Source organism: Phormidesmis sp. 146-20 (genome assembly GCF_052939475.1).
Map to the genome: position 1 here is coordinate 1 of NZ_JBJPHT010000023.1, position 16304 is coordinate 16304.

Below are 16304 nucleotides of genomic sequence, written 5' to 3' on the forward strand. Positions count from 1 at the left end.
CTAATCACCCGAATCAGGGAGGTTATCTAGACGAGATCAGTCTAAACATAAGTTAGACTGCTTGACTATAGAGGAGGCGGACCCACAAATTATGTGAAGGTAGTTTCTAGAGGCTAATTGATGTTCAGCTATGAGACATTTAGAGGCAAACAGCATGAAGGTACTAATAGCAACATTGTTTGGTTTGACTTTGACAACTCCTGTGCTAGCTACAAACTAGCAGTTCGTCTGTGAATCAAGAACTGCAACGAACTGGAGATTTGATTCGGGAAGGAGGTCAGTGGGTTGACTATAATCGTAAAGCAGGAGCACAGTACGAATACTATGTTTATACACACCTACAAAAAGCCTGTAACGCAGGAGATAGGTCAGCTTGTCAAGAACAGCAATGTCGTGTTCGTGAGCTACGAGTTCGAGCTAGCATAATGGCTGCATCCTCCAGATCTAGATACCCTAGAATTCCACAAACAGGTATTAATTGTGGTTCGGCTCGTTATCGTTGGTAAACAACAAGATCCAGAATGGCGAGCAACATTCGTCCTTTTTCAACAGGATTGTCATTACTGACTAGCTTGCTCGCCATTCTGTTAATTAAAAAGGCGATCAAGGATGCGCCGGATTTCAGTCTGCATTCCATTGATTTCAGTTTGCAAACCATTGAAACGAGCATCACTATCAATCTTCATCTGCCTGAGTTCAGCTAACATCACTTCAAATCGCTGGTCACTCTCAAGTTGGCGCTGGCGAAGGATTTGAAATTCAGCCGTCACTGTCTCAAAATTCTGCTGGTGAATTTGTGTGACTTGCGAAAGTGCTTCTGCTGCTGCTCGTATGTCAACCATATTGCGCTCCAGATCGGTTAAATGGACTCTTACAAAAATAACTTGAGTAACTTCAAATCTAGATCCACCTTCCCGCACGGATCGCAATGATATTGATTATGCAAATTAATTTTGTAAGGCTCCATTACTCTGCTTTCTAAAGGGTCAGGTTGTTGCGGGGTTTGAGTCATTGAATTTCTTTTTGCTACCTGTCTATGCTCTATTTTAAGCGGTAGCAGTAGCGGAGGTGCGGTCTAACAACGCCCATGCACCCAACCGTTTAGAGTCTCTTCGTTGAGCTCAATAGGATATCTGCGGCGGGTGATGGGCAACGTTAGCTGGCTTCGTTTCTGGGTGATGGCAGTCCTTTGAAGCTATCGGTTAATCGCTTAGAATTGGCTTGCAGGGTTTTTAGTAATTGACATGGAAGAATACTTGAGAGCGAGTGAAGTTATTAATTGGCAACATCCCGAAATCGTCGAGCTTGCCAATCAAATTGCATCAGGTCATAAAACATCAACGGCGATCGCAAAAGCGTGCTTTGAATGGGTGCGAGATGAGATTTTCCATAGTTATGACTATCAGATGAATCCTGTGACTTGCCGAGCATCAGATGTGCTTCAACACAAAACAGGTTACTGCTTTGCTAAGAGCCATTTGCTGGCTGCACTATTACGGGCAAATCAGATTCCAGCCGGGTTTTGTTATCAGCGATTAAGTGTTGATGATAAAGGCGCGCCTTACAGTTTGCACGGGTTTAATGCTATCTATTTGCCCGAAATGGGTTGGTACCGGGTTGATGCAAGAGGTAATAAAGAAGGAGTCGATGCCCAGTTCATGCCACCTCAAGAGCAGTTGGCATTTAAGATTCAGCTTCCTGCGGAGGCAGATTTTCCAGTGATCCTTACTGAACCACTTCAGATGATCGTGGAGGCATTGCAATCACAGAGTACGTGGGATGAGATGCTTTGTCATCTTCCAGACATTTCGCTAGAGTCGGCGAAGAGTTATAGTTTGGTATAGCCAATATTGAGTCCGTGCCAGCCAGCTAACAATCCCGTTGCACGCCGACCGTATCAAGTTGGTCGATGAGTCCGAGAGGTTACTAGCGGCGGGTGAACGGGGTCGTTAGACCGCATTTAGGTTGTTTATCAGAGCGCATTTAACAAGTTATCGGCTAGGGTAGAAACACCAAGTGATCATATTCTTGGCAAAGGGGCGATCTAAGAATCTTGAGATGCATCTAACTTTTTCCTGACTTTTTTCCGACTACTTGCAAGTGACATTGCAACTATGTGCCAGTTAGACTTAGTTCAAATCTGTGAGTACTTAGGGTTACTTTATTTTCAGTTCAGGTATTTTGTAGATAGCTAAGGTTCGAGAACTATGGCTGAAGAAGTAGAAATTGTTAGACCAGAATCAGAAGCTTGTAAGCGCCTCAAATGGTTGCTAAGTGTCCTATTTTTGCTAGGCTTAATTTCTTTGCCTGCCTATTACTTGGGCAGGTTCCACAGCACAACCCAGGGTAATCCCAAAAAAAATCCTGCCGATGGAACAATAAGTTATGAAGGAACGTATGTCGGTACCTACTCTTCAAAACAAGGTCAAACTACAGGTCTTAAAATCAGAATCGAACGTGACGGTTCTGTTGCAGGACGCGACCAAGGTCCAGCTCTAGGTACTACCGCTTATGGAGGATGTACTGGTCACGTCATCCCATCTGCTAATCAAATCGCATGTGTAGGTTCTGCAAGTCATACCCGAGGTTCCCAACCTGCTAAACAAACATTCATTGGAGAATTGCGCAGGCAGGACAATACGTTCGTTGGAACAGGAAACTTTCAAGTGTCAAATGGTGATTACGGAACTTGGACTGTCACAAAGGTTCCAGAGTAACTGCTTTGGCACGGTCTAACGAGGCGCTGCACCGGAATTCCTCATTTGATTAGCTGAGTTGCAAACATTATCCGCATCCGGTGAGCTTGGTCATTAGACCGCAATCAAGGAGACGGTATGAAGCAAAAATTTGCCCGTTCAGTTCCTATAAGTGCGATGGTTGTAGCCTTAGCTGGCGTAACGCAGTGTTTGAATGTGAATAATGGTCAAGTTGCTAATGCTCAATCTACTCGCCTTCGTCCTGACCTTAATGGTCTACAACTTCGGAATCCGGGCAATGGCATGATCTTTTGGGTTGATGAGGGTTGCATCAGACACATTCTTAATCCAAGCGTTTACCAGAATCTGTTTGTTCCTAAATCCCTCAATGCTATAGATACTGTGTCAATTACTGCTGGGACTCCTGTCACTAACGACAATCGGCTTGTACGCTGCGGAGAGAGCAATCATCCTTTAAGGAATCGAATCTATTTGCTGGATCAAGGACAGAAGAGACACATCCTTTCTCCATCGGTAATGAACAAGAATAACCTCAATTGGGATAAAGTTCGTACGATTGATTGTCCAGCATTAGCAGGTATTCCAGACGGCCTACAATTAGATAGTGGTTAGGTGGGCAATGCCCACCTTTATTTTTATGCACTGACAGAGTAGTTTGCCCTCTAACTTCTATAGCTAAAAAGCTAAAAGGGTAATCACCCAACTTAAAATAGAATGAAGAGGTGAAGTTAGCATGAGATAAGACCCATGACAGTTCGACAACCCCGCTACAGCAAAGAAGAATTCGCTCGACGTGGCGATGAGGTTTATGAATCTCAAGTGCGATCGCAAGTCGAGGAAGGCAACTACGGCAAAATTGTGGCGATCGACATCGAAACCAGAGCTTTTGAGGTCGCTGATGATCTGCTGGCAGCCTCGAAACAACTCTCAGCACGAGTACCAGATCCTCAGACCTGGTTCGTCCGCATTGGGTATCCAGCAGTGGATCACTTTGGAGCACGGAGCTTGAGAACAAAGCAATGATGCGAGGGCGTGTGAATGAGAGTTGTGAGGCAACGTTGCCGCTTGTGATCAAAAATAATGCGATAACGCAGCTAGTAGATGCCGTAATTGATACAGAATTTTCTGGTTTTTTAACCTTGCCAACCGATATTATCTCGACCTTGGGATTCAGTTGGGAGGGGCGGGATGTCGCAACCTTGGGCGATGGAACTTCTTGCACTTTTGAGGTCTACATTGGGCTTGTGATTTGGGATGGGCAATATCGCGAGATTTATATTAATGAGTCGGAAACAGTTCCTCTGATTGGAATGCGACTGTTGCGCGGCTACGAGCGAATTCAGACTATTGACGGCGGCTCTGTTGAGATCGAACCCTTGTCGATCGTAAATTAGAGGTTACTCGTGAGGCACGGTCTAACAACACAATGGAGCGGACGGTAGAGAGTCTTCGCGCTACGTTCTAGGTCACTCGCCGCCGCTCACTTTAACCGTTAGACCTCTGATTTTGTAATCGTACGGTTGTCAAGAATTGATCTTGATACATTGCTTTTGCTGAGTTATTACTATGCGTAAATCTCGGTATTTCTGTTGGCTTGCTAAAGGTTAAAGTCTGGCAGCAATTGATGCAAGAGCCTCCGACATGAAGTCTATGAATACTTGAAGTTTTCCAGAGTGTTGGCGATGTTTTGGGTAAATCGCATACAGGGTCAAAGGTTCCGTAGACCATTCTTTCAAGACAGTTTTCAGCATCCCACGTTCCAATCCATCTAAGACTGTGAACATAGGCAAAAAAATCAAACCGAGTCCCGCAACAGCCGCTTGACTTGCAGCAAGGCTATTGTTCACTTTTAAAGATCCATCAACATGCACTGACACTGTTTCATGACCTCGCCAAAAACTCCACTCATGGGGCGATCGCGCCAGCGTGTAAATCACACAATGGTGCTTCTTCAGATCCTCCGGCGATTTGGGTTCGCCATACTGCTTCAGATATGTCGGTGATGCGCAAACGACTCGTTGAATATCGCCGATTCGATGCGTGACCAGACTATTATCGTTGACCAATCCGCCCCCTCTGATCCCCACATCAAATCCCTCCTCAATGAGATCCACATAGCGATCATTGAGGATGAGTTCGATCCGTATATCTGGATAAATTGATTGAAATTGATAAATCGCTGTTGCTACATGGGTTAAACCCAGAGACATTGGTGCTGTCACGCGAAGCAGTCCGTGAGGTTTGACCGAGAGATCGGAAACAAATTCTTCAACACTTTCCAGTTCATCCAGAATAGAGGAAACTCGCTGAAAATAGAGTCGTCCTGCTTCAGTCAAGTTCAAACGTCTGGTTGTCCGATGGATCAACTGGGTTCCTAGTTCTTTTTCCAGTTCCTGGACATTTTTACTGACAGATGCATTTGATAAGTTCAGAGCGTCTGCTGCACGGCTAAAACTCTCAAACTCAACGACTCGTCTAAAGACGTTCAGAGCAATTAATTTGTCCATAGAAAATCACTTACAAAATGACCCATCTCGCCACCTCTATTATTCACTATAGGTGGAAAGTTATTCAACTAAATCGATCTTTATCTTTTTTGAGTGAAGAGTTATGGTCAAAGTATGAGCTTCAAGCTGTGATAACCCGAAGCGTGGAGGAACTATGAATCAAGCACAGGTCTATGCGGTGGATAAACAGGTTTACGGCATTGAATATTTCGCGATCGTTGATCTGCTCAAGCGATATTATGACGCTTTATATCGTTGTGATACAGCTCTTTTGGCAACCGTGTTTCATGCCAGTGCTCAATACTTCACTGCATCTAGCGGAGAACTATTGCATCTTGATATGCATTCCTATTTCCCAATCGTTGAGCAACGAATTCCCCCAGAATCTTCCGGTGAACCCTATACATTTTCGATCGATTCGATCGAGTTCGCAGGGGCTGTAACCGCGATCGCCCGAATGCGTTGTTCCATGCTAGCCAAAGATTTTATTGATCTACTCACCCTCATTCAGCTTGAGGGCGAATGGAAAATTATTGCCAAAGTCTTTCACTACACGATCCATGCAGACACGGCAATATTGCCAACAAGCCGGAATTAGCGGGAGGTCAAACCATGCCCTATATAAACATCAAAATCACTCGTGAAGGTGCAACATCACAGCAAAAAGCTGAACTCATCAAAGGTGTAACAGAACTTTTGGTGCGTGTTCTAAATAAAACACCAGCAACGACATTCGTTGTCATTGATGAAGTTGCGACTGAAGACTGGGGTGTTGCTGGAGTGCCTGTGAAAGAATTTCGGCAAGGCATTCAGCGGAGAAAAGTCATGAGACAAGCAACCCTCGAAACCCAAACTACAAACAGCAGACAAGAGCATCAGCTTGGAATTAAAAGGCAACAAGTAAGGCTCACCTCTCGCTGGTTATCTGACGAGCACGGCAAACTTTATTGTAAATGGGATATTGTCCAGGATTAACTTCCTAATGAAAAAAGTCATCTAGACAGTCAAATCTTGGAACTAAATTGGAGGTAGATAGTATGACAACTCAGACTGTAATTATCACGGGCGCTGCAACTGGTTTGGGCTATGCCATTGCTGAAGCATTTTTGCACAATCAGGCGAATGTGGTACTGAATGGGAGAACATTCTCAAAACTTGAAATGGCGGCTCAAAAACTCGATCGCCCCGATCGCATCCATCTTGTAGCAGGTGACATTACCGATCCGACATTTGCGCCAAAACTAGTTGACGAAGCTGTTTCCAAGTTTGGCCGCGTGAATGTGCTGATTAATAATGCTGGTATCTTTGCGGTCAAACCGTTTACTGAATATAGCATTGGTGAATTAGATCAATATCTAAACTATGTTCGCGGAACCTTTGCGCTCACCCAGGAAGCCGTCAAGCAAATGCGCGTGCAAGGAGATGGCGGCGCAATTATCAACATTGGGACGATTCTCACATTCCACGCTAGTCAGTCAATTCCTTCTTCAGCGCCGATTATGGCGAAAGCCGCAATTACAGCTATGGCGAAAAACCTATCCTTTGAGTTAGCCGAGGATAGGATTCGGATCAACACGATTGCGCCTGGGATTGTACCAACATCACTTCATGGTGAACTGACCCAAGAAACATTAGATTATTTAGGTCGGCAGCATCCTCTGGGTCGGGTTGGCACGCCCAAAGATATCGCCGATGCCGTTCTATATTTGGCAAATGCAAGCTGGGTAACGGGGGTGATCCTCTCGGTTGATGGTGGTATTGCGGCTGGAGGAGATGGCTTTAACAATCGCCAGCAAGCAGCTTAAGTCGCTGTCCAGAAGCCGTCTCATGCATTTTCTACACTAACCCCTTCGGTGCAGAAAATGCATGAGATCAGACAGTCCAACAGCTAAAGGCGTAAATCTGTCTAACAACGCCCATGCACACCGACCGCCACAATGTAATCGGTTATGATGCAGAGGTAGTCTGCGGCGGGTGATGGGCAACGTTAGGTTGCTTAAGCTATCGGTTGAAGCATAGCGGAAAATTTATCGATAAGAGATTCTAAGGATGGCAATCTCTGAATTATGCGAAGGGAGACAATATGCGAGAACTCACGTATTATGTGGCTTGCAGTGTTGATGGGTTTATTGCTCATGCTGATGGCTCACACGATGGTTTTTCCCAAGATGGCGAATATTTTGCCGATTTATTTTCCTCTTTTCCTGAGACTGTTTCATCCCACCTTCGTGATGTAATGGGAGTTCACTCAGAGAACAAGTTGTTTGATATTGTTCTCATGGGAAGGAAAACATATGAGATAGGTTTGAAAGAGGGTGTGACAAGCCCTTATTCACATATGAAACAGTATCTCTTTTCACGCACTATACGAGACAGTTCAGACGAGAGAGTTCAACTTGTTTCAGAAAACGCTGTTGAATTGGTTGAAACTCTCAAGAAGCAGACTGGCAGAGGTATCTGGCTCTGTGGCGGGGCGAATTTAGCTGCAACACTTTTCGAGAATAGCCTAGTTGATCAGCTAATCATAAAGATCAATCCATTTTTAATGGGTTCGGGTATTCCACTATTTTCTGGAGTGATTCAGCAAGCTGCCTTAGAACTGACCAATAGCAAGATTTATGAAAACGGAGTTGTGATGCTCTACTACAAAGTAAAATAAAAAAATCACGCACAACCTAACAATCCGGCTGGAGCGGACTGTTGGGAGATCTGGGTGGTGTTGCAAAGTTACTTGCAGCCGCTCAGCCGGAACGTTATGCCGCTTGAGATACTTGTGAGGACATTACTTCAAATTTAGCTCTCTATTGTTTATCACTGATCACTTTTTGAGATGGATGATTCATTGGAGCCACCGCTGCGATTGCCGCCTAAACTGCCTGCTGGACAACTAGTTTGGGTCGCAGGTGGCTCAGTCGATGCTTGTTCTGTGACGTTACGATTTTTTGGCAAAGATTTAGATCCGGATGAAATCACTCAGCTACTAGGAGTCGTTCCGACTGCGGCGTATCGGAAAGGGGACATATTTCGGGGTAAGAAGTACGATCGTATTCAGAAAACTGGTTTATGGCGGCTTTCTGTTGAAAAATGCGCTGATGTCGAGCTTGAAGATCAGATCAATGCATTGCTCGATCGCTTGCCGTCTGATTTGCACATTTGGCAAAGATTGACGGATAGATTCGAGGCTGATCTATTTTGTGGATTATGGTTGGAATGATGTAATCGCTGTCTTGGTTTCTTCCCTGAAACTCTACGGCGAATCGGAGAAAGAAAACTAGTATTACAGTTCGATATCTACGCGGACGGTCTTGACATGGAAGAAATCTCAACGTGACAGTGAAGCATCCTGTAGGACAATTTTTAACTAAGCTGTGTGGCAGCCTGAAAGATTGTCAAATCTCTTCTGACTCGCTATCCTGCAAACATCAGAAACAGATTTGGAGAGACTTCAAATGTCAACCAACACCTCTTTGGAAGAACGACTTGCGGCAGTAGAAGCTGCGATCGCTGAGTTGCAGAAACAAGTTCCGACTTCCTCATCTCCCAATTGGCTGCAACAAATTACAGGCTCTTTCAAGGATGAGCCTGCTTTTGAGGAAGTGCTTGCCTACGGTCGAGCCATTCGCCAAGGCGACGAATCACTCCTTGAAGCGCAAGACGAGCCATGAAATATCTGCTAGATACAGATCATCTGAGCATTCTTCAGCGACAGGCAGGGCAGGACTACACCAACTTTTCGACTCGTATGGCTCACTACCCACTCTCAGATTTTGCGATTTCAACCGTAACCTTTCACGAACAAATGCTGGGTAGCCACACCTACATCAATCGCGCCCGTAATTTGGACGATATGGTGAGAGGGTATGCCATGATGAAAAGACTCATTCTCGACTTCAAGGTATTACCCCTCGTCAATCTGCTGCCGCTGATTTGAGTCGTTAGTCAGCAGGGTGTCTCTAAGTTTAAACTTGTATCAATTGCTAATTTGTATCTTGAAAGAGATCATTTGAGAGATGAGTATTGATTATTTCCTTTTTCGGGCTTCTCCTAATAAAGACAAGCAAACAGCGATTCAAGAGCTACCATCCTTCGGTAATCAAGAAGAAGTGGTTCAACGCCTCTGTTCTTCTCCAGGATTTAAACTCTCGACCCAGAAACGAATCAATAACGATAAATCCTGGGCTTTTGTGAATTATTTCTATTCTCATGTAGATGGACAAGGCAGGGGGATTGAGTTTGCTTTGCAAGGAGATCCTGTAGATTGTATTTCAGTGAAACAAGCTTACAAAGAAGATTTCTTGCCAGTTACTCATGTTTTAACTGATCTTGCTCCATTTGAGATTATGGATATTGAGGGTGTGCTTGTTAGTCCTGATGAACTTTCTTGCTCTTTTAATGATTGGATTCAGGAAAATTACAAAACCAATAATCTTTGAAGTGATGAGAGCAATAGCTGCATAAACAACCGAATAGAGTAACCAGGTTAACAAGCGCCATGCAACGGACGAGCAATAGTTGCTGGTGTAGATGCAAAGATTATGGGTCGCCGCGGCGGTCTTTAGGCGGCTGGAACTGTAGTGATGCAGTCGTTGAAGTTGTTTACAGGCAGCGTATTGCAAGCGATGAAATGAGCAGAAAACGCCACCAATCCCTCAACCAGATTCAAAGCCAAGATGAAGTAACAATCAAACCACCACAGTGCTGATTCGGGACTTGCCGGTCTTTGGCAAGCCGGTCTATCTTCAAGTTCCCCGACGGCAGTTTCAGTGTGAACACTGTCAACAATTTCATAGCGAAGTCTTGGAGTTTATGAGTGGGCGACATGCCTATACGCCTCGTTATGCCCAAGCGATTTACGAACAAGTGAAGCAATCCAGTTTGGAGGAGGTGAGCCGCCGAGAAGGGCTGGGCATTGCCACCGTGCGCCAGATTTTTGATGCCCAGGCGGTTCATACCATAAAAAAGTTGAGCCATTGCCGGAACGTTTAAGCTTGGATGAATTTAGTCAGCACAAGGGGCATCAAGATTTTGTCACAACCGTCGTGGACATCGACCAACATACCCTACTGGATGTACTGGACAGCCACAAACAAGAGGAGGTGAAAGCCATGCTGGAAGCCTATCCTCTCGAAGTCAGAGCAGGGGTGAAAGAAGTGAGTGTGGATAGGTGGGGCGGCTACACCGCAGTCATTGAGGCGGTGTTTCCCAACGCCAAGATTGTCTATGACCGCTTTCATGTGATGCAACATATCAATCGGGAGTTAAATCATTTAAGACGACAGATGAAGGTGAAATTCAAAGGATTACCGCATTTACTGTGGAAGAATCGACAAGAGTTGAGCGATGAGCAAAGACAACGCTTAGATGAAGGGTTGAAAGCATTTCCTTGTTTAACGATTGCGTATGAGTTGAAAGAAGACCTCAGCCAGATTTATGAAAAGTCAAGAACGATCCACGCAGCCAAAATAAAATTTCAGCGATGGCGCCGACTGGTTCAGCTTTTTTATCAAGATTCCGCGGACATGATTCGTGAGCACCTGAATGGTATTTGCAATTACTTTGAGCATCGAACCACCAGTGGAGTGACCGAGGGGATCAACACGAAAATTAAGCTCATTAAACGGAAGGGTTACGGTTTTCATAATTTCAAACATTTCCGTTTGAGGCTATTATCTTGCTTTGGTGCTTCACAAAACTCTACACACGAGGTCTAGGAGAGCCCAAGTTCGTCAGTCACGGGTATCTCGGAGGTGTTTTGCTACTGTGGAGTAGCTTTGTGGCAAAAATTACTGAGACGAAGCCGAAAAGCTTTGAGTTTACTGGTTTTTTGTTGTCAAGAACCTGTAAATTTTTGCTATAACTGCTAAGAGTTTGAGTGATTTTACCCATCCTCCCTGGGAGAGATCCATGCTGAAGAAACGGAAAACTTGGATTTGGTTGGCAGCAGGTACAGGCGGACTGGCATTGTTGGCTGGGACGTTTTTGCCGATCGAGAAGCTCAAAGATGTGTCACAACAGGCATTGAGCGGATTTGGCACGTTCAATTCTAACCAGAAGCCAGGAAGTATTGGGTCGCCGGGTACGATCGTCAGTCCGCTGATTGCTCAATCTCCCAAACAGCGCGCCGCCACGCTCAAGACAACGGCCCAAAAATCTGCCCCTTCTTTAGAACGCAATCGCGCCCGCTATTTGTTGGCGACCGATCTGGTGGCTCAAGGTCAGGGTGAGAAGGCGTTAGAGCCGTTGAAAGGTTTGGAGAAAGACTACCCGGTGATGGCAGCTCAGGTCTTGCTCAAACGGGCGCAGGCTTACGAAGCAGCAGGCAAGCAATCTGAGACGACTAAAACTTGGCAAGAATTAGTCAAACAGCATCCCGACGATCCGGCTTCCGTAGAAGGTTTGTTCTTTTTGGGACGATCGAATCCAAAATATTGGAATCAGGCGATCGCAAAGTTTCCGTCGCATCCGCACTCGATCGAGATTGCCAAACTTCAGCTTAAAAAAAATCCCAGTCTGCCGCTGTTGATGGTGATTGCTAAATACGATTTGACTGCTGAAGGCTACACGGGCGTTTTGGATCGGATTGTTGAGAAATTTGCGCCTCAGCTACAGCCCAAAGACTGGGAAGCGATCGCCTTTGGCTACTGGGAAAATCAAATGTATGGCAAGGGCGCGATCGCTTATTCTCGATCTCCCCAAACTCCGCTCACAGCTTACCGTTCAGCAAGAGGGCTACATCTGGGCGGCAAACCTGGCGGTGTAGAACGCTATCGGCAGGTCGTCCAAACCTATCCCACTTCCCCCGAAGCTGGACTTGCCCTGACGCGACTCGCAGCCCTGGCGGAACAGCCTCAAACCGCGATCGCTTACCTCGATCAGGTGATTGCAAACTTTCCCGATCGTGCGCCTCAAGCATTGCTCGAAAAGTCCAAATTAATGGACAAAATGCAGAGTGCCAAAACTGCGACTCAACTTCGTCAAACCGTTCTCACGCAATACGCTAATTCTGACGCGGCGGCCGAGATGCGCTGGCTCTACGCTCAAGAACGCGCCAAAGCGGGAGACTTTCAACTCGCCAAACAGTGGGCAGAACCCATTCTCACCAACAATCCCACCAGCGAAATTGCTGCACAAGCCGGATTTTGGGTCGGCAAATGGAACGAGCGTCTGGGCAAAAACAACGACGCAGAAGCCATCTACAAGCGAGTCCTGACCGAACATCCCGAAACCTACTATGCATGGCGATCGGCGAGTATGCTCGGCTGGAATGTGGGCGACTTTAACACGGTGCGATCGCTCAATCCCCAGGTCAACAAGCCTGCTCAACGTCCCGAATTGACGGCTGGATCGCCCGTTCTCAAAGAGCTTTACCAACTGGGACAAGACCGAGATGCCTGGACACACTGGCAAGTTGAGTTTCAAAATCGCGTGACTCCGACCGTTGCAGAACAGTTTACCGATGGTGTGATGCGGTTAGGCGTGGGCGACAATCTGGACGGGATTTTTATGGTGTCGAATTTGCGCGATCGCGACAAGCCCGAAGACAAAGCCCAATATCAGCAACTCAAACAACAGTCTGCCTACTGGCAAGCGCTCTATCCGTTCCCCTACGTTCAAGAGATTGAAACCTGGTCACAGCAGCGTCAGTTAAACCCAATGTTAGTGACGGCTTTGATTCGTCAAGAGTCGCGCTTTGAGTCAAAAATCAAATCTTCGGTGGGCGCATCTGGTCTGATGCAAGTCATGCCCGAAACAGCCGTCTTCATTGCCAAAAACATCAAACTCAAGGAATACAAACTCGACAATCCCCAGGACAACATCAACTTGGGAACGTGGTATCTCGACCACACGCACGAGGAATACAACAACAACTCAATGTTGGCGGTGGCCAGTTATAACGCGGGCCCTAGTGCAGTCGGCGGCTGGCTGGCAAAGGCGAAAACTCAAGATCAAGACGAGTTTGTAGAAATGATTCCTTACGACGAAACGCGAGGCTATGTCAAATCAGTATTTGGCAACTACTGGAATTATCTGCGCCTCTACAATCCTGAGATCTCCCAAAAAATCGCCCAAGTTGCACCTGGTGCGATCGCTAATTAGATGCTTGAATTACACATTGAGGCAGTGCTTATAGGTTGCTAGTTAGCATCTTGAGTTCAACAAGCTCATTCAGGAGCAGATGTTTCTGAACATTTCACAGCTCATTTTCAAGTAAAGCAACAAATTGATATTGTTCTCCCGTTGGAATTACTGCAAAGTATCGATGCAGCGTGCCAACTGCAAAAGATTAGTCGTCAGGACTGGATCAAGAGGGTGTGTGCCGAGAAAATTCGTGAGGCTCAATCTAGCAAAATGTCAGCATAGTGTGAGACTTTATGGTGTAAGACTTTCTCGTACAGTAGGTTGCCTTACAGTGGAGACTGACCCTTGAAATTGCAAAGCGGTTCCTTCTTGATTCAGATTCGATCTGACTTACATGGGAATAAAGCAGCCTTTGCACTTAATATGTATTACCTTATATGTATTACCTTTATCCCACACTAGCAATAATCTGCTCAATGTCTTGAGGGGTTGCACCTGTGGCTAACATTGCCCGGATCAACAACTCAATTGAGACCGAAGCATCGCCATTTTCAGCTTTAGCAATTCGAGGTTGGCTAGAGCCAATTTTAGAAGCCAGTTCGTTTTGGGTCATTAGGTCTTGCCGACGAGTTTTTAAGCTGCGACTAAGAGCCAGCTTGACCTCAACAAAGACCGTTTCTTCGGGGGCTAGCTCTAAAAAATCTGAGGCTGTTCCAACTTTCCAGCCCTTAGATTCCAAACGGTCTCTCTTGGATTGATCCATTACATTACTTCTGCTGATCAGTATCGTATTTGCTCAAGCGCTTTTTGCAGACTGCAATCACATTTTTTGGGTGTTACTCTCGATGTTTTATTGAAAACCTCAACAATTCAGATCGCATTATCATCAATTCGATAAATAATTCTCCAGTTTCTATCAATGTCTCAATCCGTAGCTCATGACAGCGAGTTCTGATACTTGGCATAGGGCGCGAATGAGGTAATCCAACTTCACCTTCCTGGAGTTGTCTAAGCAGAACGCCTGCTTCTATTCACGCTTCTTGACTGAAAAGTGGAGTCTTCACCTCACCATGCAGCCAAATCAAAGGGTTACTCTGATCGCTCATGCCGTGTTTATATCTTCACTGTCTGATAATTAGATGCACGCGATCGCCCAGTACAGGTCTATGATGCACTTAAGATTATTTGCGAGCAGGGGGTTGAAAGCATTTGATCACCTAGCGCAAAGTTGTTTTGTTATCGATCGCCCACCAATGGACAACTACCTAACCATCTTAAAGAAAGAGTTTGAGGCTGAAGAAGGCTCCTTTTTGATTCAACTTCGGCCTGACTTAACTTGGAATAAAGCAGCCTTTGCACGACTGACCCTGGTTATGCAAGCTTGCTGCGAAGAGTATAGTCAAACAGCAACCCTCGATCGCTGGATTGCTCAAGGTTTCTGGTATATTCCATCGTTTGTTCGGGATTGGACGACTCACCCAAACTTTCCACAGGTTCATACACCAGAGTATTATGAGCAGTCTTATCAGGAGTTGGATGATTTAGCGTATTGGTTTTTTATGGGAGAAAGTTTATATAACAATGACATTTGAAGTTGTCCTGAAGTCTCCCAGTGGGGGATTTACTACGGTGTATACACAAGTCTATACTCACTTCGTTCTAGTCGGCTTCAGCCCCCTAAATCCCCCATTCTGGGGGACTTTAAGCAAAAAAGGCTTCCAGAATTTAGAACCCTGATCAGCGTTCAAAGTCCCCCAAATTTGGGGGATTTAGGGGGCGAAGGATTACGGCAAGTACAGATCAATCGACTTATGTATACACGGTAGGTGGGGGATTTAGGGGGCTGCCCGGATGAATCACCGTAGCGAAAGTTCCATCGAATTCACGTTAGAATCGGTAGTCTGGGGGCAAAAAGACAGTCCAACGAAACGAAAAAACTTCATAGAATTCAAGTTCAATCAAGTTCATTAAGCAAGATTTCTAATGCCGCTTTCATTTCAGTCGGGTTAGTGGTGGTAGTGCCAAACTGACGAACGACAATACTGGCCGCAAGATTGCCTAATACACAGGCTTCCCATAAAGTGGCTCCGGCAGTGAGTCCGAGGGTTAAGGCAGCGACGACGGTATCTCCTGCGCCCGTTACGTCAAAGACTTTGGTGCGATTAAAGGCAGGAATGTGCTGTTCGCAGGCTTGATCGAATAGCGTCATTCCCTGTTCTCCTCGCGTGATCAGAATCTGGTCGGCTTGTGTTAGCGCTAGTAAATCCCTTCCCGCTCGTGACAGTGTTTCAGAATCGGTAATCGAGTATCCAACTGCGAGTTCTGCTTCGGGTAAATTGGGGGTATGAAGGGTGGCTTTTTGGTAGCGATCGAGTCCCTTCTGAGCATCCACAATCACCCGCGAATGGTTTAACACTGCCTCGATCACCGGAGCCGTCAACGTGCCATCGCCGTAATCTGAACAGACGATCGCATCCACCGTTCTCATTTGCTGTTGAATGTAATCTGCAAGTTGGTGCTGTAAATCCAGGTGAGGAAGACTGTCGGATTTGCGATCGATTCTCACAATCTGCTGAGTGACCGACTGGCGGGCGTGACCTGAGATGCGGGTTTTGGTGATGGTGGGGCGATCGGGGTCGAGAAAAATTCCCTGGTCGTCGATGCCTGCTTGAGCAAAAATGCGCTGAATTGCCCGTCCTTGCTCATCTTTACCCAACAGCCCGACCGCTTTGACCGTAGCTCCCAATTGAGCAAAGTTATACACCGCATTCGCCCCACCTCCCGGCACCTGCTGCGTCTCTTCATGGCGCAAAATCAACACCGGAGCCTCGCGAGATACCCGTTCGACCGCGCCTGTGAGAAACTCATCCAAAGTCAAATCTCCCACAATCAAAATAGTGGACTGCGAAAAGCGATCGATTAATTCAAACAAGCGATCGGCAGATTGGCGCAGTCGAGCCGTAAAAGCAGTGTCTAAAGGCATACTGATGAAGGGAAAAGG

The 16304-nt window shown here is 46.0% G+C and carries 21 protein-coding genes; 17 read left to right on the plus strand and 4 right to left on the minus strand.

Annotated features, from left to right (window positions below):
• Positions 1-587: 587 nt before the first annotated feature.
• Complete coding sequence (locus ACKFKH_RS18285; RefSeq protein ID WP_446859760.1) at positions 588-920, minus strand: hypothetical protein; 333 nt, start codon at positions 918-920, stop codon at positions 588-590.
• 324 nt (positions 921-1244) lie between these two features.
• Here ACKFKH_RS18285 and ACKFKH_RS18290 point away from each other — a divergent pair, with 324 nt between their 5' ends.
• The 5 genes from ACKFKH_RS18290 to ACKFKH_RS18310 all read left to right on the plus strand — a co-directional run bounded on the left by ACKFKH_RS18290 (position 1245) and on the right by ACKFKH_RS18310 (position 4111).
• Positions 1245-1844: a transglutaminase-like domain-containing protein gene (locus ACKFKH_RS18290; RefSeq protein ID WP_446859761.1), complete on the plus strand. Its 600-nt coding sequence runs from the start codon at positions 1245-1247 to the stop codon at positions 1842-1844.
• A 363-nt stretch (positions 1845-2207) separates the two neighbouring features.
• Positions 2208-2717, plus strand: coding sequence for a hypothetical protein (locus ACKFKH_RS18295; protein WP_446859762.1), 510 nt, complete (start codon positions 2208-2210; stop codon positions 2715-2717).
• 117 nt (positions 2718-2834) lie between these two features.
• Entirely contained in the window at positions 2835-3329 is a 495-nt protein-coding gene (locus tag ACKFKH_RS18300) for a hypothetical protein (RefSeq protein WP_446859763.1), read from the plus strand.
• Between the two features lie 135 nt (positions 3330-3464).
• Positions 3465-3740 (plus strand): hypothetical protein, encoded by a 276-nt coding sequence (locus ACKFKH_RS18305; protein WP_446859764.1) that lies wholly within the window; start codon positions 3465-3467, stop codon positions 3738-3740.
• The gene (locus ACKFKH_RS18310) at positions 3737-4111 is read left to right on the plus strand and encodes a clan AA aspartic protease (RefSeq protein WP_446859765.1); all 375 of its coding nucleotides are present in this window, start codon (positions 3737-3739) and stop codon (positions 4109-4111) included. Before ACKFKH_RS18305 ends, ACKFKH_RS18310 begins: the two co-directional genes overlap by 4 nt.
• Before the next feature lie 210 nt (positions 4112-4321).
• Here the strand turns inward: ACKFKH_RS18310 and ACKFKH_RS18315 are convergent, their stop codons facing one another.
• Entirely contained in the window at positions 4322-5224 is a 903-nt protein-coding gene (locus ACKFKH_RS18315) for a LysR family transcriptional regulator (protein WP_446859766.1), read from the minus strand.
• 154 nt (positions 5225-5378) lie between these two features.
• On the opposite strand from ACKFKH_RS18315, the gene ACKFKH_RS18320 reads away from it, so the two are divergent.
• From ACKFKH_RS18320 to ACKFKH_RS18370, 11 genes are all read left to right on the plus strand, one after another.
• Positions 5379-5822 (plus strand): nuclear transport factor 2 family protein, encoded by a 444-nt coding sequence (locus ACKFKH_RS18320; protein WP_446859767.1) that lies wholly within the window; start codon positions 5379-5381, stop codon positions 5820-5822.
• Between the two features lie 14 nt (positions 5823-5836).
• Positions 5837-6199, plus strand: coding sequence for a tautomerase family protein (locus ACKFKH_RS18325; RefSeq protein ID WP_446859768.1), 363 nt, complete (start codon positions 5837-5839; stop codon positions 6197-6199).
• Positions 6200-6261: 62 nt separating this feature from the next.
• Entirely contained in the window at positions 6262-7029 is a 768-nt protein-coding gene (locus ACKFKH_RS18330) for an SDR family NAD(P)-dependent oxidoreductase (protein WP_446859769.1), read from the plus strand.
• Between the two features lie 278 nt (positions 7030-7307).
• Positions 7308-7883, plus strand: a complete 576-nt coding sequence (locus ACKFKH_RS18335; RefSeq protein WP_446859770.1) for a dihydrofolate reductase family protein — start codon at positions 7308-7310, stop codon at positions 7881-7883.
• 171 nt (positions 7884-8054) lie between these two features.
• Positions 8055-8438 carry a DUF4279 domain-containing protein gene (locus tag ACKFKH_RS18340; RefSeq protein WP_446859771.1) on the plus strand — a complete coding sequence of 128 codons (384 nt, stop codon included), beginning with the start codon at positions 8055-8057 and terminating at the stop codon, positions 8436-8438.
• A gap of 235 nt (positions 8439-8673) precedes the next feature.
• Positions 8674-8889, plus strand: coding sequence for a hypothetical protein (locus ACKFKH_RS18345; RefSeq protein WP_446859772.1), 216 nt, complete (start codon positions 8674-8676; stop codon positions 8887-8889).
• Positions 8886-9155, plus strand: a complete 270-nt coding sequence (locus ACKFKH_RS18350) for a hypothetical protein (RefSeq protein ID WP_446859773.1) — start codon at positions 8886-8888, stop codon at positions 9153-9155. The genes ACKFKH_RS18345 and ACKFKH_RS18350 overlap by 4 nt, the downstream gene beginning before the upstream one ends.
• 79 nt (positions 9156-9234) lie before the next feature.
• Positions 9235-9657, plus strand: coding sequence for a hypothetical protein (locus ACKFKH_RS18355; RefSeq protein WP_446859774.1), 423 nt, complete (start codon positions 9235-9237; stop codon positions 9655-9657).
• Positions 9658-9919: 262 nt separating this feature from the next.
• Positions 9920-10210, plus strand: a complete 291-nt coding sequence (locus ACKFKH_RS18360; protein WP_446859775.1) for a transposase family protein — start codon at positions 9920-9922, stop codon at positions 10208-10210.
• On the plus strand, positions 10195-10935 hold the full coding sequence (locus tag ACKFKH_RS18365) for an ISL3 family transposase (RefSeq protein WP_446859776.1): 741 nt from the start codon (positions 10195-10197) through the stop codon (positions 10933-10935). Before ACKFKH_RS18360 ends, ACKFKH_RS18365 begins: the two co-directional genes overlap by 16 nt.
• A gap of 193 nt (positions 10936-11128) precedes the next feature.
• The gene (locus ACKFKH_RS18370; RefSeq protein ID WP_446859777.1) at positions 11129-13321 is read left to right on the plus strand and encodes a lytic transglycosylase domain-containing protein; all 2193 of its coding nucleotides are present in this window, start codon (positions 11129-11131) and stop codon (positions 13319-13321) included.
• Positions 13322-13751: 430 nt separating this feature from the next.
• Here the strand turns inward: ACKFKH_RS18370 and ACKFKH_RS18375 are convergent, their stop codons facing one another.
• Entirely contained in the window at positions 13752-14066 is a 315-nt protein-coding gene (locus tag ACKFKH_RS18375) for a helix-turn-helix domain-containing protein (RefSeq protein ID WP_446859778.1), read from the minus strand.
• 490 nt (positions 14067-14556) lie between these two features.
• Between ACKFKH_RS18375 and ACKFKH_RS18380 the strand changes: the two genes are divergently transcribed.
• Entirely contained in the window at positions 14557-14895 is a 339-nt protein-coding gene (locus ACKFKH_RS18380; RefSeq protein ID WP_446859779.1) for a hypothetical protein, read from the plus strand.
• Positions 14896-15257: 362 nt separating this feature from the next.
• On the opposite strand, the gene ACKFKH_RS18385 is transcribed toward ACKFKH_RS18380, so the two are convergent.
• Entirely contained in the window at positions 15258-16286 is a 1029-nt protein-coding gene (locus tag ACKFKH_RS18385) for a bifunctional heptose 7-phosphate kinase/heptose 1-phosphate adenyltransferase (RefSeq protein WP_446859781.1), read from the minus strand.
• Positions 16287-16304: the final 18 nt, after the last annotated feature.

Bases quoted from the DNA above. Each gene is read 5' to 3' on its own strand.
- ACKFKH_RS18290 (WP_446859761.1), top strand. From the start codon at position 1,245: ATGGAAGAATACTTGAGAGCGAGTGAAGTTATTAATTGGCAACATCCC.
- ACKFKH_RS18295 (WP_446859762.1), top strand. From the start codon at position 2,208: ATGGCTGAAGAAGTAGAAATTGTTAGACCAGAATCAGAAGCTTGTAAG.
- ACKFKH_RS18300 (WP_446859763.1), top strand. From the start codon at position 2,835: ATGAAGCAAAAATTTGCCCGTTCAGTTCCTATAAGTGCGATGGTTGTA.
- ACKFKH_RS18305 (WP_446859764.1), top strand. From the start codon at position 3,465: ATGACAGTTCGACAACCCCGCTACAGCAAAGAAGAATTCGCTCGACGT.
- ACKFKH_RS18310 (WP_446859765.1), top strand. From the start codon at position 3,737: ATGATGCGAGGGCGTGTGAATGAGAGTTGTGAGGCAACGTTGCCGCTT.
- ACKFKH_RS18315 (WP_446859766.1), bottom strand. From the start codon at position 5,224: ATGGACAAATTAATTGCTCTGAACGTCTTTAGACGAGTCGTTGAGTTT.
- ACKFKH_RS18320 (WP_446859767.1), top strand. From the start codon at position 5,379: ATGAATCAAGCACAGGTCTATGCGGTGGATAAACAGGTTTACGGCATT.
- ACKFKH_RS18325 (WP_446859768.1), top strand. From the start codon at position 5,837: ATGCCCTATATAAACATCAAAATCACTCGTGAAGGTGCAACATCACAG.
- ACKFKH_RS18330 (WP_446859769.1), top strand. From the start codon at position 6,262: ATGACAACTCAGACTGTAATTATCACGGGCGCTGCAACTGGTTTGGGC.
- ACKFKH_RS18335 (WP_446859770.1), top strand. From the start codon at position 7,308: ATGCGAGAACTCACGTATTATGTGGCTTGCAGTGTTGATGGGTTTATT.
- ACKFKH_RS18340 (WP_446859771.1), top strand. From the start codon at position 8,055: ATGGATGATTCATTGGAGCCACCGCTGCGATTGCCGCCTAAACTGCCT.
- ACKFKH_RS18345 (WP_446859772.1), top strand. From the start codon at position 8,674: ATGTCAACCAACACCTCTTTGGAAGAACGACTTGCGGCAGTAGAAGCT.
- ACKFKH_RS18350 (WP_446859773.1), top strand. From the start codon at position 8,886: ATGAAATATCTGCTAGATACAGATCATCTGAGCATTCTTCAGCGACAG.
- ACKFKH_RS18355 (WP_446859774.1), top strand. From the start codon at position 9,235: ATGAGTATTGATTATTTCCTTTTTCGGGCTTCTCCTAATAAAGACAAG.
- ACKFKH_RS18370 (WP_446859777.1), top strand. From the start codon at position 11,129: ATGCTGAAGAAACGGAAAACTTGGATTTGGTTGGCAGCAGGTACAGGC.
- ACKFKH_RS18375 (WP_446859778.1), bottom strand. From the start codon at position 14,066: ATGGATCAATCCAAGAGAGACCGTTTGGAATCTAAGGGCTGGAAAGTT.
- ACKFKH_RS18380 (WP_446859779.1), top strand. From the start codon at position 14,557: ATGGACAACTACCTAACCATCTTAAAGAAAGAGTTTGAGGCTGAAGAA.
- ACKFKH_RS18385 (WP_446859781.1), bottom strand. From the start codon at position 16,286: ATGCCTTTAGACACTGCTTTTACGGCTCGACTGCGCCAATCTGCCGAT.